Origin of the sequence: Stenotrophomonas sp. GD03777 (assembly GCF_029842485.1) — a bacterium.
Taxonomy (GTDB): domain Bacteria; phylum Pseudomonadota; class Gammaproteobacteria; order Xanthomonadales; family Xanthomonadaceae; genus Stenotrophomonas; species Stenotrophomonas sepilia.
In genome coordinates this window covers 1-21,212 of record NZ_JAOCGL010000072.1, presented here as the reverse complement: position 1 = coordinate 21,212, position 21,212 = coordinate 1, and the positions used below count along the sequence as shown (strand labels likewise).

Annotated in this window: 20 protein-coding genes; 6 read left to right on the top strand and 14 right to left on the bottom strand. The window is 66.5% G+C overall.

Annotated features, from left to right (window positions below; translation table 11 throughout):
* The first annotated feature begins 79 nt into the window (after positions 1 to 79).
* Both N5E02_RS14680 and N5E02_RS14675 read left to right on the top strand, forming a co-directional pair.
* Positions 80 to 1,516 (top strand): serine hydrolase domain-containing protein, encoded by a 1,437-nt coding sequence (locus N5E02_RS14680; RefSeq protein WP_262090917.1) that lies wholly within the window; start codon positions 80 to 82, stop codon positions 1,514 to 1,516.
* 194 nt (positions 1,517 to 1,710) lie between these two features.
* Positions 1,711 to 3,819, top strand: a complete 2,109-nt coding sequence (locus N5E02_RS14675) for a TonB-dependent receptor (protein WP_262090918.1) — start codon at positions 1,711 to 1,713, stop codon at positions 3,817 to 3,819.
* Between the two features lie 46 nt (positions 3,820 to 3,865).
* On the opposite strand, the gene N5E02_RS14670 is transcribed toward N5E02_RS14675, so the two are convergent.
* From N5E02_RS14670 to N5E02_RS14655, 4 genes are all read right to left on the bottom strand, one after another.
* A complete protein-coding gene (locus N5E02_RS14670; protein WP_329953036.1) occupies positions 3,866 to 4,384 on the bottom strand; it encodes a hypothetical protein in 519 nt (172 codons plus the stop codon).
* 195 nt (positions 4,385 to 4,579) lie between these two features.
* On the bottom strand, positions 4,580 to 5,359 hold the full coding sequence (locus N5E02_RS14665; protein WP_279946413.1) for a hypothetical protein: 780 nt from the start codon (positions 5,357 to 5,359) through the stop codon (positions 4,580 to 4,582).
* A 153-nt stretch (positions 5,360 to 5,512) separates the two neighbouring features.
* Positions 5,513 to 5,896 (bottom strand): nuclear transport factor 2 family protein, encoded by a 384-nt coding sequence (locus tag N5E02_RS14660; protein WP_065186177.1) that lies wholly within the window; start codon positions 5,894 to 5,896, stop codon positions 5,513 to 5,515.
* Positions 5,897 to 5,949: 53 nt separating this feature from the next.
* A complete protein-coding gene (locus N5E02_RS14655) occupies positions 5,950 to 6,525 on the bottom strand; it encodes a TetR/AcrR family transcriptional regulator (protein ID WP_139727326.1) in 576 nt (191 codons plus the stop codon).
* Positions 6,526 to 6,594: 69 nt separating this feature from the next.
* Here N5E02_RS14655 and N5E02_RS14650 point away from each other — a divergent pair, with 69 nt between their 5' ends.
* Entirely contained in the window at positions 6,595 to 7,140 is a 546-nt protein-coding gene (locus N5E02_RS14650; RefSeq protein ID WP_012511531.1) for a thioesterase family protein, read from the top strand.
* Between the two features lie 3 nt (positions 7,141 to 7,143).
* Here N5E02_RS14650 and N5E02_RS14645 read toward each other — a convergent pair whose 3' ends face one another.
* From N5E02_RS14645 to N5E02_RS14635, 3 genes are all read right to left on the bottom strand, one after another.
* Positions 7,144 to 7,821 carry a hypothetical protein gene (locus N5E02_RS14645; RefSeq protein ID WP_065196158.1) on the bottom strand — a complete coding sequence of 226 codons (678 nt, stop codon included), beginning with the start codon at positions 7,819 to 7,821 and terminating at the stop codon, positions 7,144 to 7,146.
* 141 nt (positions 7,822 to 7,962) lie between these two features.
* Positions 7,963 to 8,745 carry an SGNH/GDSL hydrolase family protein gene (locus N5E02_RS14640; protein ID WP_279946412.1) on the bottom strand — a complete coding sequence of 261 codons (783 nt, stop codon included), beginning with the start codon at positions 8,743 to 8,745 and terminating at the stop codon, positions 7,963 to 7,965.
* A 49-nt stretch (positions 8,746 to 8,794) separates the two neighbouring features.
* Positions 8,795 to 9,760: a DUF2268 domain-containing putative Zn-dependent protease gene (locus N5E02_RS14635; protein ID WP_053497308.1), complete on the bottom strand. Its 966-nt coding sequence runs from the start codon at positions 9,758 to 9,760 to the stop codon at positions 8,795 to 8,797.
* A gap of 138 nt (positions 9,761 to 9,898) precedes the next feature.
* On the opposite strand from N5E02_RS14635, the gene N5E02_RS14630 reads away from it, so the two are divergent.
* Positions 9,899 to 10,882, top strand: a complete 984-nt coding sequence (locus N5E02_RS14630; protein WP_065178661.1) for a hypothetical protein — start codon at positions 9,899 to 9,901, stop codon at positions 10,880 to 10,882.
* Positions 10,883 to 10,895: 13 nt separating this feature from the next.
* On the opposite strand, the gene N5E02_RS14625 is transcribed toward N5E02_RS14630, so the two are convergent.
* The 4 genes from N5E02_RS14625 to N5E02_RS14610 form a co-directional block, all read right to left on the bottom strand.
* The gene (locus N5E02_RS14625) at positions 10,896 to 11,216 is read right to left on the bottom strand and encodes a hypothetical protein (RefSeq protein WP_279946411.1); all 321 of its coding nucleotides are present in this window, start codon (positions 11,214 to 11,216) and stop codon (positions 10,896 to 10,898) included.
* A 277-nt stretch (positions 11,217 to 11,493) separates the two neighbouring features.
* The gene (locus N5E02_RS14620; RefSeq protein ID WP_235646232.1) at positions 11,494 to 12,258 is read right to left on the bottom strand and encodes a hypothetical protein; all 765 of its coding nucleotides are present in this window, start codon (positions 12,256 to 12,258) and stop codon (positions 11,494 to 11,496) included.
* A 192-nt stretch (positions 12,259 to 12,450) separates the two neighbouring features.
* The gene (locus N5E02_RS14615) at positions 12,451 to 14,913 is read right to left on the bottom strand and encodes a prolyl oligopeptidase family serine peptidase (protein ID WP_279946410.1); all 2,463 of its coding nucleotides are present in this window, start codon (positions 14,911 to 14,913) and stop codon (positions 12,451 to 12,453) included.
* A gap of 168 nt (positions 14,914 to 15,081) precedes the next feature.
* Positions 15,082 to 15,411, bottom strand: a complete 330-nt coding sequence (locus tag N5E02_RS14610) for a hypothetical protein (protein ID WP_061480047.1) — start codon at positions 15,409 to 15,411, stop codon at positions 15,082 to 15,084.
* A gap of 239 nt (positions 15,412 to 15,650) precedes the next feature.
* On the opposite strand from N5E02_RS14610, the gene N5E02_RS14605 reads away from it, so the two are divergent.
* Both N5E02_RS14605 and N5E02_RS14600 read left to right on the top strand, forming a co-directional pair.
* The gene (locus N5E02_RS14605; protein WP_065186184.1) at positions 15,651 to 16,427 is read left to right on the top strand and encodes a HipA family kinase; all 777 of its coding nucleotides are present in this window, start codon (positions 15,651 to 15,653) and stop codon (positions 16,425 to 16,427) included.
* A complete protein-coding gene (locus N5E02_RS14600) occupies positions 16,405 to 16,812 on the top strand; it encodes a DUF3037 domain-containing protein (RefSeq protein WP_095377200.1) in 408 nt (135 codons plus the stop codon). The genes N5E02_RS14605 and N5E02_RS14600 overlap by 23 nt, the downstream gene beginning before the upstream one ends.
* Positions 16,813 to 17,106: 294 nt before the next feature.
* Here N5E02_RS14600 and N5E02_RS14595 read toward each other — a convergent pair whose 3' ends face one another.
* From N5E02_RS14595 to N5E02_RS14585, 3 genes are all read right to left on the bottom strand, one after another.
* Positions 17,107 to 17,391: a hypothetical protein gene (locus N5E02_RS14595; RefSeq protein ID WP_081275806.1), complete on the bottom strand. Its 285-nt coding sequence runs from the start codon at positions 17,389 to 17,391 to the stop codon at positions 17,107 to 17,109.
* A 47-nt stretch (positions 17,392 to 17,438) separates the two neighbouring features.
* The gene (locus N5E02_RS14590) at positions 17,439 to 18,527 is read right to left on the bottom strand and encodes a lysozyme inhibitor LprI family protein (RefSeq protein ID WP_065196064.1); all 1,089 of its coding nucleotides are present in this window, start codon (positions 18,525 to 18,527) and stop codon (positions 17,439 to 17,441) included.
* A gap of 124 nt (positions 18,528 to 18,651) precedes the next feature.
* Positions 18,652 to 21,165, bottom strand: coding sequence for a membrane-bound PQQ-dependent dehydrogenase, glucose/quinate/shikimate family (locus tag N5E02_RS14585; protein WP_279946409.1), 2,514 nt, complete (start codon positions 21,163 to 21,165; stop codon positions 18,652 to 18,654).
* Positions 21,166 to 21,212 lie beyond the last annotated feature (47 nt).

Below are 21,212 nucleotides of genomic sequence, written 5' to 3'. Positions count from 1 at the left end.
ATGCCTGGCCCGAAGGCAGCCGAGCATGGGCTCGGCTCTACATGCCAAGATGCGCCATCACCGCTGATGGATCACCGCGATGTACCGCACCTTTGCTGCTGCATTGCTCTGCGTCCTGTTCGCTGCTCCGCCCGCATCAGCGAGTGACCTCTCCGCCGGCCTCTCTACCCAGCTTGACGCCCAACTGCAGGCCAACCTCGAACGCTACGGCATCGCCGGTCAGGCGGTACTGGTCGCCCACAACGGCCAGGTGCTGTACCAGGGCGCCAGCGGCGAACGTGATCGCGCTACGCACACACCTGCCACCGTCGATTCCATCTTCGCCGCGCAGTCGATGGCCAAGCTGCTGACCAGCACGCTGGTGATGCAACTGGTCGATCAGGGCAAGGTGGATCTGGATGCGCCGGCGAGCCGCTATGTGCCGGACCTGCCGACTGCATGGCAGGCAATCCACGTGCGCGACTTCCTCAACCACAGCTCGGGTATCGGCGAGTACTACAACCGGGTGGATAACCGCTGGGTGAGCAAGGGCTACCCCGGTGTAGCGCCTGACCTTGGCACTGCGCTGAAGGTGGCCGGCGCTGTACCGATGCAGTTCGCCACCGGCAGCCGCGTGCAGTACACCCAGGCCAACTACCTGGTGCTGACGGCGTTGCTGGAAGCGCACTACCGCAAGTCCTACCCGGCCATCGCGCGCGAACGCATCCTGCAGCCATTGAAGATGGCCAGCACCTCGTGGGGCGTTGCCAGCGTGCCGGCCCGGCGCGCGGCGGTGCCGTACATCGGCAAGGATGGCCAACTGCAGCCTGCCAATGAAGATCCCTGGCCGGACTACGGCTGGGGCCATGCCGATCTGCAGACCACCGTGGGCGACATGAACCGCTTCCTGCAGGCGCTGGCGACCGGCACGCTGGTGCGTACGAAGACCCTGGAAAAGCTCTGGCAGCCGCAGAAACTGAGCGGTGGCGGCAGCAATTTCTTCTCCACGGGATGGGACACCACCCGCAGCGACGGCTACACCCAGGTCGGCCATGATGGCGGCACCCGTGTACGTGCGCGGCTGGCGTACAAGGACACGCTGGCCAGCGGCTACTGGGTGTTCGTGTACCTGACCAACGGCAGCGCCCGCAATGTCTGGTCCAGCACGCTGGTGGAGAGCACGATGGCGGTCGCGGCGCCGCAGGCGTTTCCGCACGCGGTGCTGTCCGAGGGGCTGGTCGCGTATGCGCTGGATGATGATGCAGGCGCTGCCCAGGCGATACGCAGTTGGTTGCGCGATAACAACCGGGTGGCGGGCAGCGAGCTGGAACGAGCGATCAACGCCAGCGGCTATGCCATCCGCGAGAGCCTTGGTGCACGCAGGGCGTTGAAGGTATTCGCCCTCAACACCGAGCTGTATCCGGATTCGGCCAATGTGTGGGACAGCCTGGCCGAGTGTCATGCGGCATTGGGCGAGAAGGAAGCAGCTGATCAGTTCTACGCAAAGTCGAAGACGCTGACGAAACCTTCGCCGTAAACCCTGCTGTAGAGCCGAGCCCATGCTTGGCTGCTCTTTGTCGCGATGGCAGACAACCCGCGCTGCGCGCGATTAGCCGAGCGTCGGCTCGGCTCTACAGGAACACGGCGGGCGGCCATACGCCGCCGATGGGTGACGTGGCGCCGTCGACCTGTTAACTTGCGCTCCACCTTCGTGGTTTACAGCATTTCCGCATGTCGCTCTCGTCGTACCGCCCCATCCCCTCGCTGCTGTCTCTGACCGTTTCCCTCGGCCTTTCTTCCACCGCCGCCGCGGCCCCGCAGGCCACCACGCTGGATGCGGTGCAGGTCACTGCTGCTGATGCCAGCGCGCAGGCGCGCGAGGCGCTGAAGCGCGTACCCGGCGCCAGCAACGTCATCGACGTGGCCAAAGCCGACAGCCGACTGTCCAGCAATGCCGATGTGCTGGCCTACCAGCCCGGCATCAGCGCGCAATCGCCCGGCAACGAAGGCACCAAGGTCTCGATCCGGGGCTCGGGCATCAATCGCGGCCCGGGCGCGCATGCCTCGGGCATTGCGGTGTCGATCGACGGCCTGCCGCTGACCGGCCCAGGTGGCACGCCTTACGAACTGCTGGAACCCCTGTGGCTGTCGCGCGTGGAAGTCCTGCGCGGCGCCAACGGCTTCGAGCGCGGCGCGCTCGCGCTGGGCGGTGCCATCGACTACGTCAGCCGCAGCGGCCGTGATTCGGCGGGCGTGCAGCTGCACTACGAAGCCGGCAGCCGTGGCTACCAGAAGCGCGGCCTCAGCTGGGGCGGCGTCAACGGCGATGTCGACTACTTCCTGGCCTACACCGATACCGAGTTCGACGGTTACCAGCGCCATGCGCACGGCGACGGCAAGGGCGCGATGGCCAACATCGGCTGGCAGATCACGCCCGATCTGCAGACGCGCTTCTTCGTGCGCTACCGCGAAACCAATCACGAAACGCCCGGTCGCTTGACCCGCGACCAGATCCGCAACGATCCACATGCCGCGAATGCGGCCAACCTGGCCATCGATGCGCGCCGCCCGCAGCCGGGCAGCACCTGGGTGGGCAATGTCACCACGCTGCAGATCGATGAGGATTCGTCGCTGCAGGCCGGGCTGGTCTACCACACCTACCCGATGGACTTGAACGAGAGCCTGTACCGCCAGCAGCTGGACTACGCCAACCTCAACGCCACACTGAACTACCGCCGCCGCCACCGGCTGTTCGGGCTGGACAGCGAGACCACGGTCGGCCTGCGCGTCACACATGACCTGGATGCCGATGTGCGCGAGTCGCTGCGCTTTGCCAGCAACGGCTATACCGCCGGCACGCGCACGCGCGACTTCCGCCACCACGGCACCGACAGCACACTGCACGTCAGCAACACCCTCGCCTTCAATGACCGCCTGCGCATGCAGGCTGGGCTGGCGCTGATCAACACCCGCCGCGATGTGCAGGTGACCTGGCCGAGCAGCGGCGGCCGCCTGCACGAGCAGGACTGGGACTATGCGCCGCGACTGGGCTTCACCTGGCAGCACAGCGCGCAGACCCAGTGGTTCGGCAACCTCAGCCGTTCGGTGGAGGCACCGCACCCATGGTCGATGATCTGGGGCTCGAACCAGTACTTCGGGCCGGGCAATGGCCCGTCTACCGGCCGCCAGCGCGCGCCGGTGCCGATGCAGAACCAGACCGCCACCACGCTGGAACTGGGCGCGCGCGGTGATGCGGCGCTGGGTCGCTGGGAACTGACCGGCTACTACGCCCACGTGAACCACGAACTGCTGAGCGTCGAACTGCAACCGCTGCCGAACCTGTTCATCGCCGAGAACAATGCCAGCCCCACCGTGCACCGCGGTATCGAGGCCGGATTGGACAGCACGCTGTGGCAGGCTGCACCGGGCCGCCTGTCGCTGCGCCAGGCGTATACCTTCAGCGACTTCCGCTACCTCCACGATGCGCGCTTCGGCGGCAACCGCCTGCCCGGCCTGCCGCGCCACGCCTACCAGGCCGAGCTGCGCTTCGATCATGCATCCGGCCTGTACGCGGCACTGAACACCGAATACGCCTCGCGCATCGCGGTGGACTATGCCAACAGCTACTGGGCCGACAGCCATGTGATCTTCGGCAGCCGCATCGGCTACGACGCCCCCGGCGGTCGCTGGCAGGCCTGGGCGGAGATGCGCAACCTCGGCAACCGCCACTATGCCGCCACGGTCACGCCGGGCTACGACGACGCCGGCAGGGATGTTGCGCGCTCGACCCCGGGCGAAGGTCGTGGCCTCTATGCAGGCGTGCGCTGGCGCTTTGATTGATGGCAGAAGGCGGCGCCGGGCGTGATCCGGCGCCGCCGTTCCTGGGTCAGCCGATACGCCACGCTGGCAGGCGCTCGCTGCGCTTCCAGATGGAAGGCGCCAAGCCGATCAGCACCAGTGCCGCCAGCCACTTCGGCGACGTACTCAGCAGCGTGGAACCTAGCGAGCCGTCGCTGGGTGCGAGCTGCTCCTGCCAAGGGTTGTAACCCAGGTAGAGGATGCTGCCGGCCCACCACAGCAACGCTGCGCCGATGCCCACCAGCAACAGGGACAGCGTGCGGCAGGTCCAGCGCTGCGAGGTGGTTCCCCACTCGCGGGACACCGCTACCAGCAGACCCACCACCAGCAGCGACACCAGTGCCACCAGGCCGATATCAACCTTCGGTCCAATGCGCTCATAGGCGCAGGCGCGGCATTGCGCCTCTTCCGCGGCAGTGCCGGCTTCAGCGCCATCGCCCTGCCCGGCTGCCGGCTGCGCCAGTGCTGCAAACGGCAACAACACCGCCAGCAGCGTCACCATGATCCAACGAAACAACGTCCTGTTCCTGCGTGCAGCGACATCCATGCGCTCTTCCTCGTCAGTGGTTGTGTGTCTCAGTGGGCGTTCGGCCATCCAGCGCCCCGGTTCCCGATGCAGTACGACAAGCTCCGGATAGGTAAAACCGCCAGGACACGAATCCTCGGCGACCGCGATCATAGCCCACTGTTCAGGGCGGCTGAAAACAGGTCGGGACCGGGCCATATGAAGGAAGCAACCGCATTACAGCCCTTGGATGACCTGCAGCAGGTGGCTCGCACCCGGCACGAGTTCCTGAGCAAGCCAGCCCAGCACCGCGAAGAACAGCAACAGGCCGATCAGCGGCCAGACCGTGTGCGACACGCATATCCACCACCATCCCTGCTCGTGCATGCCCTGCATGCGCCGGTACAGGCCGCCGGCGATCGCCGCATCCACCAGCAGTTCGGCCATCAGCACCGGCGCCGACCACACCACCCACACGCTGGCCAGCAGGACGGTCGCCACCAGCGCGACGATGCCGAGGATGGCCAGCAACGGCAAGCCCGCTTCGTCTTCAGCGAGCCCGGCCAACGGCAGCTCTCCGGCGTCGCCACTGCTCACCGATGCCGGCTCGTTCCACGAGGCCGACGCACCGCCACCGCCGGAACGGCCGCCGGCGCCGCTCCACGGTGATTCCACGGCACTGCCGCGAGGGGATGGGCTGCCACCGCCCACATCCGGCGACAGGCCATCCAGCACGTTGTCCCAACGCCAGCGGATCCAGATCCACATCAGCAGCAGGAACACGCCGTAGGCCAGCACGACGGCCATTGGGTAGCGAAACCACATCGCGTCGATACCGGCCAGGCGCAGCAGGTGCGAGGCAAGGAAACCGGCCGCACCGGTGAGGGCGACGATCAGTGCCATCTGCAGGCGTGGCCAACCGCGCTGCTGCAAGTGCCTGCGCGCACGCACGACTTCGCTGCCGCGGTTCATCGGCAATGTCAGTGGGCTGCGTGAAAAATGGCGCGAGCGCTTCATGCCGCCGCCAGGGGGCGGGAGGCATCGCGGCCAGGGACCTCGGGAACCTGATGCTGCATGCGGACATCCTTGCCGGGCACGCGTAGGCGGTGTTGGGCGGATTCTACCGCGGGCAGCTCCGCTGTCCAGACGGCGGTTCCAAGCGGCCGATCCTCAGCTGCGATCAATGATCCGTTCGATGCGGCCACCCGCGAACACGAACTCGCTCTGGCCCTGCAGTTCCAGCTCAGTGCCCGCACGCGGTCCATCGGGAACATCCTGCGCGAACACGCCGCGCCAGCCAATCGTCGCCGTCGCCTGGTCGCCATCGAACACCAGCGCCAGCAAGCGCTGTTCGCGCTCCCGGAACAGGCGCGCAGACTGGCGTGCCAGTTCGCCAAAGGCATCGACGCCTTCGGTGACCATCGTCAGCTGGCCGCCGCTGTGGTTCTCGAAGCGTACGTTGTGCGCCAGCACCGCCAGCATGGCGTCGATATCGAAGCGGTTGTAGGCCTGCAGGTAGTGCTCGATCAACTGACGATGGTGCAATTCGTCCATGGCGGCATCCAGTCGTGGGCTGCTGGCGAGTCTGGCCTGTCGGCACCGGCCGATCAAGGCCGCGTGGCCGCCTTCAGCAGCTGCGCGGCCACCTGATCGAACGGGGCGATGTCCTGCAGCGCACGGCACATCGCCACCGCCCCCTCCACGCTGGCGATCACCAGGCTGGCCAGCTCAGCCGCTGCTGGCGGGGCGTGTCCTTCGGCGACGAATGCCGAGGCGAGGTGGCCGTGCCAGCGTGCGAACACCTCGGCGGCCGCCGCGCGCGGTTGGCTGGGAACCGCCTCGACCGGTTCCTCCACGGCAGCGGCCAGCACCGGGCAGCCAGCGCGGAACCCGGAGCGCAGCAGACGCTCGCGCCACATCGCAAGGAACTGCTGCAGGCCCTGTACCGCCCCATCCTTCAACAGCTCCACCAGCAGCGCCTCCACCTTGTCGCCGGCCATGTGGGTGGCGCGCGCCAGCAGCTCCTGCTTGCCGCCGGGAAAGTGATGGTAGGTGGAGCCCAATGGCGCCTCGGCCAGCTTGGTCACTTCGCGGATGCTGGTGGCATTGAGGCCCACCCGCGCCAGCATCTGCGCCGCGGCATCGATCACGCGCTGTGGGGCATCGGACGGTCGCGGGCTCACGGCGGTCTCCTTGCTAAGACAGTCGTCATAGATTAGCGTACCGGCGATTCTATAACAGTCGTCATAGCCATGAATCTCTGGTTCCGTCTGCTCCACCTGCTGCTGTGCAGCCTGTTCCGGCCGAAGCTGGAGGCCCCGTTCGGGGTCTCGCGGCTGCAGTTCCGGGTGCTGCCCAACGACCTGGACAGCAACCTGCACATGACCAACGGCCGCTACTGGAACATCTTCGACCTGGGCCGGCTGGACCTGATCCTGCGCATGGGTCTGGGCCGGGTGGCGCTGCGCGAGAAGTGGGCGCCGATCGTCGGCGCCGGCACCATCCAGTTCCGCCGCGAATTGAAGCCATTCCAGCGCTTCACCCTGGAAACACGACTGGTGGGCTGGGTCGGCTCGCGCGGCATCATGGAGCAGCGCGTGCTGATCGGTGCCGAGCAGAAGATCGCCACGCGCGCGTTGCTGGTCACCGGCATCTACGACCGCCGCGCGCGCCAGTTCCTGGGCATGCCGAAGATGATGGAAGCGATCGGCGTGGTTGCCCCGCCCTCGCCGCCGCTCAGTGCGGCCGCCGAAGCGTTGCTGGCGGCCGATGCAGCGTTGAAGCAGGACGATGCCTGAGCTTCAGGGGGCGGCCAGCGGCACCGCGTGCAGTTTGCGCGATACGACCTGGGTGCGCCCTCCCACGTGCAGCACGTACTCGAAGGACTGCCGCATGCGGCTGTACGCGCCACCCTCCGGCACGCCGTAGTTGGCGCCCACGCTGAGGGTATGCCGGCCTGGCGGCAACGGCTTGAGCATCACCCAGTAGCCGTCGGCGGCGGCCAGCCGTGAGTCTGCGTCATCGTCATCCATGCGGAAGCAGCCTTCACTGCGCACCCGATGCATGCGCATGTCGCCCAGGGGTTGGCCATCCAGCAGCACCACTGCACTGATCAGATAATCGTTGTTGACCGCCGCCCCCGCCTGCAGCTCCTTGCAGGGCACAGACTCATCCACCTGGTAGTGCGCCATGTTGATGATCGGCAGCAACAGGTACTTGCCCGCCGGCACCACGCATTCGCGATGTGGCCGGAAACGGCCATTGGTGCCGGCCAGGTTCCAGACCGGGCCTTCCTGGCCCACATCGCATACACGGCCATCCGGGTCGAGATAGGGCGCGCCGCCCTGGGCGTCGGCCCAGCGCCACCAGCGGGCGGTCCATTCGGCCAGTGAAACTCCGGCCACCGGCTCACGCGTCAGCGGCGAAGGCGCCGCCGTGTCTGCACTGAACGCCGGCACGGCCGCCAGCAGCAGTGCCATCGTTGCGCCGCTGCGGCGCAGCCATCCCTGGATTCCCTTCCGCATCACCCACCCGATCGTCCCTGGCGGCCACGCTGCGTGGCCGGCTCCGGGGCCATTTTACCTCGACGGGCTGGACGCTGTGCATTGCGGGTGCTGTGCCTAGTCCGGCGCCATTGCGCGCCTGATTGCAGCCTCCGCCAGCGGCCCCATCACCGCATAGCCCTTCGCCGTGGGATGCACGCCATCCTCGGCCAGCTGCGGATCCAGCCCTCCGGCGGCATTGGTCATCGGCGTGTAGTAGTCCAGATAGAACAGCTGCTTCGCATCGGCATAGCGCTTCAATGCCGCGTTCAATGCGCGCACCTTGGGAGCAGGTGCCGTGCCCGGCAACCACGGGTAATCGCTGACCGGCAGCACCGATGCCAGTACCACGGCGATGCCATGTGCGCGTGCCAGGTCCACCATCGCGTGCAGGTTGTCTTCAATCATCGCCTGCGTGGACGGGCCGGTGTTGCCGGCAATGTCGTTGGTGCCGGCCAGGATCACCACCACCTGTGGCTTCAGGGCCAGCACGTCCTGCGGGAACCGCACCAGCATCTGCGCCGTGGTCTGGCCACTGATGCCGCGGTTGAGCCAGCCCTTGCCGGGAAAGAACGATGCGCTGCCTTCCCTGCCCCAGCCTTCGGTGATGGAATCACCGTAGAACACCACGCGTGGTTGCCCCGGTACAGCGGCAGGCACTCGCGCGTTGGCGTCGCGATAACGCTGCAGTTGCGGCCAATCGGCCAGGCGCTGCTGCATGAAGCGCACTTCGTCCGCGCGCAGGCTTTCGACAGGCTCCAGCAGCAAAGGGTTGATCGCGGGCATCTCGGCCGCCACCCCGTGGGCGCTCAGCGCGATACCGAGGGCAACTGCGGCCAGGCCGCCGGACAAGGAACGCATGGGGTCTCTCCCTTGAATGTGCGGGCCAGTCTAGCGCGCGGCCCCGCGCTTACCGCGCCGCCGACCGCGCGGCCACGCCGGTCACCTTGGCCGGCATCCACATGCCGGGCGTCCAGCCACTGGCAGCCAGGATTGCCTTCGGGTTGTCCTGCTGGATCAGCGCACGCACTGCATCGCGCTTGTCCTTGGCCTGCAGGTAATAGGCCTTGGCGATGCGGTAGCCCACCCAGTACCCGAGGTCATAGGGCTCCTGCGAACCGGGCTTGTAGTTGTACAGCCACGGCGACAGATCGGTACTGTCCACATCCAGCGCAAAGGCGCTTTCAATGTGGACCTCGCGGCCGCGCGTCCATGCCGCATGGCGACTGTTGCCGACGTTGCCGGAAATCAATTCGGCGATGAATTCGGCGATGCCTTCGCCCAGCGAAACACGCAGCACCGTCGCATGCGGGTCGCCGGGCTCGAAATCGGTCAGGCCGGTCTGCTGGATGTGCACGTACTCGTGCGCGATCACGTGCACGAAACGGTCCTGCACGTTGGGATTCATGAAATCGGCTGCACACAGCGCTTCCAGGCCGATGATCACCCCACTCTTCGAGGTCAACCCGACCGGCCGACCACGGCCGACCGCAAGAGTCACCGGAGGAAACGCGGCCTGCGGATAGATCGCCTGCAGGTTGCCGAACACCTGCACCAGGCGCTGCTTCACCGCCGGCAGCTCCGCCAGGCAGCTGCGGCCCTGCGCATACACCCCGGGCTGGCTGGCAATGGCTTCGGCCATGCGTTCGGGCGTGACCCGGCGCGCCTTCGCCAGTTCACTCAGGCCCGGACTGCCTTCGGCCAGGTAACCGGCCAGCTGGGCGACGCTGGGCTTGCCGCCGGTGCTGTCGTAGAGCGCGTAGAAGCGGCTGGCATCGGTGGTGAGGATCTGCGGCCCCGGCGGGGTACCCGCCGACGCCACGCCGACCGCCCCGGCACAGGCCAGGGCAAGCAGGCAACGCAGGAAACTGGACATCGCTCCGTCCTTGGTGGAGTGCATGCGAAGCGCGCAATCTATCACTCCGCCCCGGCCACCGCAGCGGGCACATGCAGGCCCTTCGGGGCTGTGCCAGACTCACTCAGGCACCTGCCATGGATGATGGAGCACCGCACGATGATGATCGTTCCCGCGTACTGGGCCGAAGCCCGCCTGCAGGCCCGTTTCCGTGGCCGGCCGGTGGTCGTGCGCCGCTTCGGCTGGTCTGACGAGGGCCCTGCCGAGGCCCAGGCTCACGCCGACCGCCGTGCCAACGAAGCACTCAATGCCATCCTTGCCGGCCAGGTGCTGCCGCGACGCGAAGTGCGCAGCAACTACGGTGTGGAAGGTGTACCTATCCGCGAGCAGATCGTGCAGCGCGACGGCGATGTCATCATCACCCGCAACAGCTATGGCGCGTTGTGCCTCAACAGCCCCGACGTGCTGTTTGCCGACATCGACCATGCGCAGCCACCGGCCGGATGCGTGATACCGGCCATCGTGGCTGCGATCGTGCTGCTTGCCGGCGCCGTCATCGGCACCCTGCTCTGGCACTGGCTGGTGGGCCTGGTATTGGGTGTGGCGGCCGTAGTGCTGGTGAATGCCGCGATGCTGATGCAGCGCAAGCGGCGCCTGGCCGCCGCCGGTGGCGCCGAAGGTGTGGCGCTGCAGCGGGTCGCAGCCTTCAGCGAACAGCATCCGGACTGGCATCTGCGCACCTACCGCACGCCGGCCGGACTGCGCGTGCTGGCGATGCATGCCACCTTCTCGCCCGAGGACGAGCAGCTCCAGGCATTCTTCAAGGCACTGGGCACCGACACCCTGTACGCGCGCATGTGCCGGCTGCAGCATTGTTTCCGTGCGCGACTGACACCGAAGCCGTGGCGCGTCGGCCTGAAGTACCGCATCCGGCCGCCGGTGGCCGCGTGGTCAGCCGAACAGGCCAACAATCCGGATCGACTGGCCTGGATTGCCGAGTACGAAAAGAAGAGTGCCGGCTTTGCCGCGTGCACCTACCTGCGCAGCTTCGGCGACACCTCCCGGGTGCATGCCAAGGCCGAGCATGTGCGCGAGCTGCACGATCGGCTGTCGCACGCGCAGGACCGGTTGCCGCTGGCCTGAACGCAATGAGCGCTCAGTCCACGCCCTGCACGAACGGCTGCCCTGCCAGGGTAGTGCCCAGCCGCACCGCGATCTGCTGACCTTCCTTTTCGAAGGTCGTCGCGCACTGCTTGGCGCCCCTTTGGCATCCGACTTCCGGAAAGCCCTCGAGTGACTCAGGCGCGCCCTGAACCGGACTCACCTGCCACCCTGCCGCATCCATGAGGCGCTTGGCCTTGGCATAAGGCATGCCGGCGACAATGCCCAGCTGCGCCAGTTCGGAGGGGAGTGATTGGCCATGCAGGCTCGGCGTCATCACCAGCGCCAACACTGCGCCAACACGTTTGGACTTCATAGGTGAAACCCATGGCAGACAGCAACAGGCCTGCAGCGTATCGCAGCTTCCGCACGCCATGGCACCCGCATCACATATGGTTACGCAATCGCAACGGCCAATGACACGAGGTCACCCTCCGGATCCATCAGGTACTGTTGAGAACCGCCACGGGGGCCTCGCGTGCCACCCGCCGCACCGGTACCCAGGCGGCCAGCTGCGCAGCCTCTGCACCTTCCTGCCCGGCTCCTGCCGCATCACGGACTGCCGCGCAATGCAGGCAGGCCGAAACAGGCGATCAAGCCGCTGTACCAGCTGCGATGCCAGGCCCGTGGCCCGGCATCGGGCATTCCCTCTGGACGCTCCGCAGGAACTGGCGGACATCACGCTCGATATCGCGCCAGTGTGGCAGCAGGTTCTGACGATACCTGATGCTCAGGTGGACCTGCTTCAGATTGGCATCTTCCAGCGTCGCCTCGCAGAGCGGCGTCCAGTGCGGAGGTCGGTACTGCGGCCCGGTCATGCAACGAATCAGCACGTTGGGCGTTGCCCCGATCGCGAAGGTATCGGAATAATTGATCCGATTCCAATTGTAGCTCTTGGGCTCGGAAACGCTGGGCCGTGCCATCTCAAGTCCCAAGGTCTCATCCCATCCGAACTCGAGCGAAACCTGGTATGGCATCCCCCATGCCGGATCACGACCGAGCGCACGCTCCCGCGTTCCCTGCAACGAGACGATCTCCCCCGGTCCCCCTTGAGACATCCCAATCTCGATCCACTGTGAATCACCCGTTCCACCGGAGTGATGGGTGTTGTAATCGTCGCGGTTGGCTTTCGTACGAGGAGCCATCTCGGGCCAGCGCAACTGGAAGGTTGCACTGCGCAGGGTCGGCCCGCATGGCGTGATGCCTTGGTTATCAGCTTCCCGATCGAGCTCCCAGATCCAGACCGCCTGGGCTCTGGCATTCAGTGCAGTACCACCGATGACCCCCGTCAACCTTTCCTTGGCCCGCTCGGCTTCACTGCGTCCGCAACCGGCCAGTGACACAAGCAGGACGACCATCAATGCCCTCCGTGCCGGGCCGTCCATGACAATCCATCGCTCCCGATCCCGCATGCCGCTCCTGGATGCTGCCTGACGCTGCGATCATCCGAAAGGAGCTGACTCTCTGTCAATGTGCAATGAATTCAACGTGCAGGGTCTGACTCCCTCCTCCGATACGCCAAGGCCGCCCGGAGGCGGCCTTGGCGTTCTTTACTTGGCGTTCTTCACGTAGGTGTCGAACCAGTTCAGCATTTCCGCCACCAGCTGCTCGTTCGATTCCAGCGCGGTGTACCAGTGCGGTTCGTTCGGCAGCATCACCAGCCGCGTGATGCCACCGTTGCCTCGGATCGCCTGGTAGAGCTTGCGCGACTGGAACGGCTCGGTGCCCGGGTTGGCGTCGTCCTCGCCGTGGACCAGCAGCAGCGGCAGCTTGATCTTGTCGGCATAGAAGAACGGAGAGGCCTTCAGGTACACGTCCTGCGCCTGCCACACCGAGCGACGCTCGTTCTGGAAGCCGAACGGGGTAAAGGTCTTGTTGTACGAACCACTGGTCGCCACGCCAGCCTTGAACAGGTTGGTATGGGCGATCAGGTTGGCGGTCATCAGGCCGCCATGGCTGTGGCCGGTCACGCCGATGCGGTTGCGATCGACCACGCCCATGTCCACCGCCTTGTCCACCGCTGCCTTGGCGTCGGCTTCCAGCTGCTCCAGGTAGGTGTCGTAGGCGTTCTTCGGGTCACCCACGATCGGGAACGAGGCGTTATCGATGATCGCGTAGCCGGCCAGCAGCATCAGGCGGTACGGCTGCAGGCGGGTGAAGGTCTGCTGCGAACCGGACACCTGCCCCGCCTGCGCGGCGTTGGCGAAGTCGGCCGGGTAGGCGTACAGGATCGCCGGCACGCGCTGGCCTTCCTTGTAGCCCGGCGGCGTGTACAGGGTGAACGACAGGTCCACGCCATCAGCACGCTTGTAGGTCACCAGCTGCTTCTTGATCTGGCGCACTTCCGGAGTCGGGTCGACCAGCTTGGTCAGCGCGGTCGCGGTGGACGCGAACTGCGCCTCGCCGGTCTTCGCATCGGCCACCGCCTCACCCTGCTGACGGATGAAGGCGTTCGGCGGATCGATCACCGACTGGTGCCAGGTCAGGTAGCGCCCAGGCGTATTGCTGAAACCAAGGAACTGCTCGTAGGCATCAGCGCTGCTGCGGAACAGGCGCTCGCTCTTCAGCGTGCCGAGATCGAGGCGGTCGAGGAACGGACGGTCGCCCTGCGGCGAGGCACCACGGCCGCTGAGGAAAACATGGTTGCCCTCACGGCGTACGACCTGCGCACCATTCGGCAGGCGGGTGAAGACCAGGTTGCCGGGGTTGCCGTACAGCTCATCGCTGGACATGTCCCACAGCAGGCGGCCTTCCTTCTTCGGCTGATCCACATCGACGATGCGGGTCTGCATCCAGTGGCGGTTCTCGTCGTTCTCGAACTGGAACGCCACGGCCGGATCGGCGGTCCATGCGAAGCCTTCGAAGCGTTGTGCGGTGCGGGCGATCTCGACCGGCTTGCCGTTGAACGGTGCCTTCAGCATCAGTACCCGATCGCGATGCGGCACGCTGACCTTCCAGTCGCCCTTGTCCAGCGCTTCGGCATAGACCAGGGTGGCCGGATCGGTAGCACGCCAGTCGAAACCGCGCGGGCCTTCCGGCACACCGTGCACCGGCACGCGGTCGGCCAGCGGCAGGCTGGCGATCGGCGTGGACTTGCCGCTGGCGATATCCAGCACGGCCACGTCGTTGGCGAAGCGCTGGTAGGTCACCGCGTGCGAATACGGTGCCTTGATCGATTCGGTCAGCACGTGCACGCCATCGGGTGCGGCACTGACGTCGTTGAACAGTGCCGGCTGGCCGACCGGACGCACGCTGTTGGCGACGGTATCGACCACGGCCAGCTGCGAGGCACCGTAGTAGGCGAACAGCTTTTCGTCATGCACGCTGGTCAGCGTATCGCGGGCTTCGTAGGTGCTGCTCTCGCCGCTGCTGCCCAGCGACTCCTGCGCATCCGGGCCGGTCGGCACGCCACCGTTGGACGGCGCCGGGCCCTGGTTGGCCGGCACCAGCTTCACCAGCAGGTTCTGGCTGCCGCCCAGCCACTGCACGGTATAGCCGAAAATCGGGTTCAGCTGCACATTCGGCACCTGCTTCACCTGGCCGGTAGCGGCATCGCCCACCCACAGCTGCACGCTGGTATCGACCGCGTTCTGGAACGCAAAGTGGCTGCCATCGGCCGACCACAGCGCGCCGGTGGCACAGCCCTGCGGCAGATTGACCTTGGTCTGCTGGCCACTGCCGATGTCGACCAGGGTGAAGTCGGCCACGCAGGCCGGGATGCCATAGCCACCGGGGGTGTCATGGCGGCTGCGGTTCTTCGGTTCCAGGCGCACGCCAGCCAGCTTCAGGTACGGCTGGGCGACACGGCTGATCGACGGGTAGGTCTGCGCAGTGGTCAGCAGCAGGCGCTGGCCACCCGGGGCCACGTTCGGCGCCGGCGGCGGCGGTGCCTTCAACACCTTGAGCAGGTGCTCCGGCGGCTTCGCGTAGTCTGCAAGCGCCGGGCCAGCGGCCAGCAGGCCGAAGGTGGCAACGGCAACGGCCGCCACCAGAGAGGTTCGACGGATGAGCATCCTTATCCCCTGGGTGTGAATGGGTACCCGGAATCGGGCAAGGTCCCGAATCTAGCACCGCAGGGGTTGTCGTGAATGGGCCGGAAGGGCTAGTGGCCGGATGGGGCAAAGTGGGACACGCCCGGAGAGGCCGGCAATGGACCGGCATCTGCCAGGTGTGGTCTGTCGTCACTGCTGGGCGTGCAGGTCCCAGGCAGTCAGGTAATCGGGGTCGACCACGATCATGCCACTGTTCCGCATGCGGTACTCGCCGGGCTCGGCGGGCAGGTACTGGTCGAGCATCGGCGGCAGATAGCGCTCATGGCCGTCATTCTCGTCCGCCAGCACCACGCCTTCGTCGGCGCTGATGCGCAGCACCGTACCGGCGTATTGTTCCAGCCCCTGCACCTGGCCGTCACCGCCATAGCGGGTGACGCCCACCAGCACCACCTTGCCGATCATTTCCTCGACCTTGGCATCGTCCAAGGGCGGCAGCATGGGAGTGAATTCATCGCTCATCGGTGCACCTCCGTAGCCTGCTGGACATCGTGGATGAGGTTTCCGCTTCGCAGTGCGCGTCGCTGGCAGCCGAGCAGGTGCCCAGCCCGAAGCCTCGGCATCGAGAGTGCCAGTGCGCCCATGAACCCAAGGGTTCCTGGAGCACGATGCTGCCATCGCGGGCGGAAGGGACAGGTGAAGGCCGAAATCGGTCCTCGCCGATCAGAGGGTTGTACCTGCACCCACGCTAGAATGCGCCCATGCGCACCGTACATGCCCTCCGCTACATCACCCCGTTACGGGAAGGCGGCTCCCTGCCCGCCGTGGTCGAGACCGACGACGACGGCATGGCCGTGCTGAAGTTCCGCGGCGCCGGCCAAGGCCCGAAGGCGTTGATCGCCGAGCTGATTGCCGGTGAGATGGCACGCACGCTGGGCCTGCCGATTCCGGAAATCCTGTTCGTCGAGCTGGACCGCGAGTTCGCCCGCACCGAGCCCGACCCGGAAATCCAGGAGCTGATCCGCGCCAGCGAGGGCCTGAACCTGGGCCTGGACTACCTGCCGGGTGCGATCAATTACGATCCGGCGGCGATGCCGGTGGATGCAGACCTGGCCTCGCGCATCGTCTGGTTCGATGCATTCACCAGCAACGTTGATCGCACCACGCGCAACCCCAACCTGATGGTATGGCACCGCAGGCTGTACCTGATCGACCACGGTGCGGCCATGTATTTCCATCACGACTGGGCCAACGCCGGCGATGCCTGCGAAAAGCCGTTCGTGCTGATCCGCGACCATGTGCTGCTGTCGTTCGCCAGCCGCATCGCCGGGGTGGATGCCGAACTGGCCGCGCGCCTGAGCGATGCCGAGATCGAGCGCATCGTCGGCCTGGTGCCGGACAGCTGGCTGGTCAACGAGCCGGCATTCGACAGTCCGCAGGCCTATCGCCAGGGCTACATCGACTATCTCAAGCATCGCCTGAAAGTGCGTGCGGTGTTCGTGCAGGAGGCCGTCCGTGCCCACGCTGCACACGTATGACTATGCGGTCATCCGCGTGGTACCGCGGGTGGAACGCGAGGAGTTCATCAACGTCGGAGTGATCGTCTCCTGCCCCGGCGCGCGCCATCTGGAAGCGGCCATCGAGATCGATCCGGCACGCCTGCACGCGTTCGCTCCAGCGCTTGATCAGGATGCGTTGCAACCGTGGCTGGATGCGATCGTGGCCATCTGCCGTGGTGACGCCAGCGCCGGACCCATCGCACAGCTGCCGGCGCGCGCCCGCTTTCATTTCCTCACCGCCAAGCGCAGCTCGGTTGTGCAGATGTCGAGCACGCATGTCGGCCGCACTGCCGACCCGGCGGGTGTGGTGGACCACCTGATGACGAAGATGGTGCGGGTACCGGCACCAACCGAGCAACATTGATTGGGTAGAGTCGACCGCTGGTCGACTGCCGTTCGCGGGAAGCAGGCGCACCGTCTTCGTGGCCGTACCGGTGCTCCCTACCCTCGCCCTGCACCACGAAACCAAGCCATACCAGCCCTTGTGGTTCTGCGCCGTGGTGGCCCGCTGCAGCAATGCAGGTGAGACCAGCGCTCCGCTTTGCAGGCCTGGGCGAGCTTCATCTTGTCCGGCGTTTCAGCGCCCACGATCTGGAACCGCTTCACCTGCCGCAGATTGGCCAGGTCCATGACGGTCGTCACCCCAGCTGCATCCACGCTAGGGACTCTGCCGCAACACCTCGACCGTGACGGCGAACGCCTCGATGCGATGCCATTCGATCCGCTCATACGGCAGCGATTCCACACCCATGCCGATCTGGTACCGCACCGCTTCCTCGGGCGCGGCGAAATCCCGCGATTCGTGCTGCGCTGTGGCCAGCACATAGGCAATCTGCCGATGGTCGGTAATGCCGTTGTCGATGCTGGTACGCACGATCATCTCGACCGACTGGTCCCGGGTCAGGCCGAAGCCCACCCCACCTTTTCCATAGCCTTCGCTCATCCTTCAGCTCGCCAGTTCCGGAACGCATCCGTTCGTCGGGGGAAGACCTACTTCAGCAGGTCCGATTCGGTAGGGGCCTCGCCCCTGCAGGTGTCATAGCGGCGCTGCAGCAGCGTGCGTGGCCCGGTTCCGCGCAGCTGGATGACCTTGTCCTCGCGCTCGCACGGGCTGACCTTCGCGCGCAGCACGAACCGCCCATTGTCGATATGGTCGATGTCGCGCCCGCCGATGGCCGCTTCCAATGCCTTGGCACGCACATAGCGGTTGACCTTGGCGTCGAACAGGTAGAACGCATGCGCCGGAACGTTGTAGACACCGTTGTTGTCCTGCCACACCTGCAGGTCCGGCACGCCATCGCCATTGAAATCCGAAACGGTCAGCAGCACGGCCGCCGCACCCTGGGCATCGGCGCCAGCGCGGGTCAGGCGCGGCTGCACGCCCGTGACCGCCACGTTGCGCCCGCCACGGGTCACGCCCATGCTCCGCACCCTGCAGGTCGTCACGTTGTCGGTGCCGCCGCAGTCGGCCACCTGGAAGACCACCTGCAATGCAGGCGTGATCCTGCCCTCGCCGGGCCGCAGGACGATCCTGCCCTGTTTGTCGGGCGCGGCATCGGCGGTATGCACAGCGGCCTGCGCCGGCGCCGGGGCCGCCCTGGCTTCCGCCACCAGCGCCGCCGCACCGCCGCCCTGCAGCTGGCGGGCACGCAGCAGGGTCATGTGCGTGCGGCATTGCTGTGAATCCAGCTGGGCAACGGCCGTGCTGCCTTCCGGGCAACGACTGTCGCGCTGGCGCAGCCATTGCCGCTGCAGATCGCGCAGCGCCTGCTGATCACTGGCGGTCAGCGTGGAGCGCGCCGCACTGTAGGCGGCGTTGAGCGCATCGTCGTGCACCTTGAATTCAGCGTCGACACAACGACGACGGGCGTCCAGTGCGGTGACCGCGGCCGCCATGCAGGGCGCATAGGCAGGGCTCAGAAGGCGTGCATCGCCGGCAATCAGTTCGGCACCACTGGGCACCTTGCGTGCAGCGGGCTGGGGCTGCGCCTGAGCGCTTGCCCACAGGCAGGGGCCAAGCAGAAGCAGTCCTGCCAGCAACCGGGTGCCACGCCCCGATAGGCGTTCAGAGTTCAGCATGCGTTTCCTTCCCTGGGGGGGTTGGCCGGCCCCGTCCTGTTCCGATGATGGATGCTGCCCGGTCGCCAGCGCAACTTCGGCTACAGCGGTCACAGCCCCGCGTGCGTGTTCAGGCCGGCAACCGCTAGTTCGGCAGGGCAAACGCCATCACGTAATCGCCGTTCGGGGTTTCCATGAAATGGTGGCCGCCGGCCATGATCACCACGAACTGGCGTCCGTCCTGTTCATACACCATCGGCGTAGCCTGCCCGCCCGCGGGCAGCGCCGCGTGCCACAGCTCCTTGCCGGTCTTCAGGTCGATGGCGCGCAGCAGATCATCGGTGGCGGCGGCGATGAAGATCAGCCCGCTGGCGGTTACCACCGAACCGCCGTTGTTCGGCGTGCCGATCTCGATCGGCAGGCCGGAACGGATGCCGAACGGCCCATTGCCGCGCGCACTGCCAAACGGACGATCCCACAACAGCTTGCCGGTGCGCAGGTCGATGGCACGGATGCCGCCGTAGGGAGGCTGCTTGCACAGCAGACCCGTGAACGGCAGCCGCCAGCCAGCGTTGACCTGGATGCCATACGGCGTTCCCACCTGCGGATCGCCGGCCCCCTCGCCACCGCCCCTGTCGGCACGGATCTTCTCGCGCGGCAGCCAGCCCAAGCGATCGGCTTCGGCACGTGGCACCAGCCGGTTGTAGTTGGGCATATCGTTGTAGTTGGCCACGATCACGCCGCGGCGCGTATCGATGGAAACACTGCCCCAATCCGAACCGCCGTTGTAGCCGGGGTATTCGATGGAATGGCGATCACTGCTCGGCGGCGTGTAGAAGCCTTCGTAATAGGCCTTGCGGAACTGGATGCGGCAGATCAGCTGGTCGATCGGGGTGATGCCCCACATGTCGCGCTCGGTCAGGTCATGCTCGCGGCGCAGCGTGTGGTACAGCGAGAACAGCTGCGTGGGTGAGCGCTGTTCCGGTTCGACACCGCCGACCGGCACCTTGCGCTCTTCGGCAGCGGTCAGCAGCTGGCCGTTGCGGCGGTCGAGGATGTAGAGATCACCTTGCTTGGTCGGCAGCAGGAGTGCCGGCACCTTGCCTGCCGCCGTCGGGTAATCGATCAGGCTGGCCTGCGAACCCAGGTCGTAATCCCACACGTCCTTGCGCACGGCCTGGAAATGCCAGGCCGGCTTGCCGGTGGCCACATCGATCGCCACCAGCGACGTCGCATAGCGGTTCTGGTTTTCCGTACGCGAGCCACTCCAGTAATCGCCCGCAGAATTGCCCAGCGGCAGATAGACCAGCCCCAGCGCCTCATCACCGGTCGCGGTGGTCCACATGTTCGGCGTGCCGCGCGTGTAGGTCTGCCCATGCGGCGGCAGGCCGCTGCGCTCGGGCTGGTCCATGTCCCACGCCCAGCGCAGCTTGCCGGTGATCGCGTCGTAGGCCTGGATCACGCCCGATGGCGCGTCGCGGCGCTGACCATCCAGCACCTGGTGGCCGGTGACGATCACGCCGCGCACGATGGCCGGGGGCGAGGTGATCGACACATAGCCGGGTGGCACCTCACCCATGCCGAGGGTGATGTCGACCTGGCCGTTGTTGCCGAAGTTCGCGCAGGGACGGCCGCTATCTGCATCCACTGCAATGATGCGCCCGTCCAGCGTGCCTTCGATGATGCGCGCCCAGCACGCCGGACGACTGCCCGGTGCAGCGCTGCGGCTCACGCTGGGTGGCGGCTCGGGCAACGCCAGATCGGCCGCGGCATCGGCCAGGATCGGCGCTGCCGGTTGCTCGTAGTAGCTCACACCACGGCAGGCCGCGGTGTACGGGATCGAGGCGTCCTTCACCTTCGGATCGAAGCGCCACACTTCCTTGCCACTGGCGGCGTCGAGCGCGATCAGGCGGTTACGGGCAGTGCACAGGTACAGACGGTCGCCGATCTTCAGCGGCGTGGTTTCCGCACCCCAGCGCTTCTTCGGCAGGTCACCGGTGCGGAACTGCCAGGCCAGCTGCAACGTGGCCACGTTGGCCGGGGTGATCTGCTGCAGCGGCGAATAGCGGGTGGCGGCATTGCTGCGGCCCCACGCCGGCCAGTCCCCTTCGGCAGGCAGGTCGGCCGGTTGCAGGCCGGTGGTATCCCGCGTGGGTTCCAGCCCGGCGCTGGCCGCGCCTTCCGGGAACGGCTGGTGGCCGTCCACTTCGCCGTGCGGCGCGAACGCCAACCCGAACGCCGCAACGAACACCAGCATCAGGACGCCCGCCACGCTGCGCGACAGGCGCTTTGAAACCGGTTCGCGAAGGGTCGGCGCGAGCAGCGCCAGCACGATGCCGAGCGCGGTCACCAGGCCCAGCCGCGGCACCCAGCGCCAGTAGTCGCTGCCCGATTCCCACCAGGTCCACAGCAGCGTGCCGACGAACACCAGCGCATACAGCAGCGCGCCGCTGCGGCGATTGCCGAACAACAACAGGCCACTGGCCAGAAGGCCGGCCCCGCCGATGGCGTAGTACGCAGACCCGCCCAGGCTGAGCAGCCACGCGCCGAGCCCGCCGATGACCAGGCCGAGCACGACCAGCAGCAGCGACAGCACGGTAACGAGAGGGTGCCGGGAAGCGCGGACGGGAGCAGGAGCGGACTGCGGCGTGGCGGACATCGTCGATCTCCGGGGGCAGCATGCGTCGTTATCCCACCGCCTGCGTG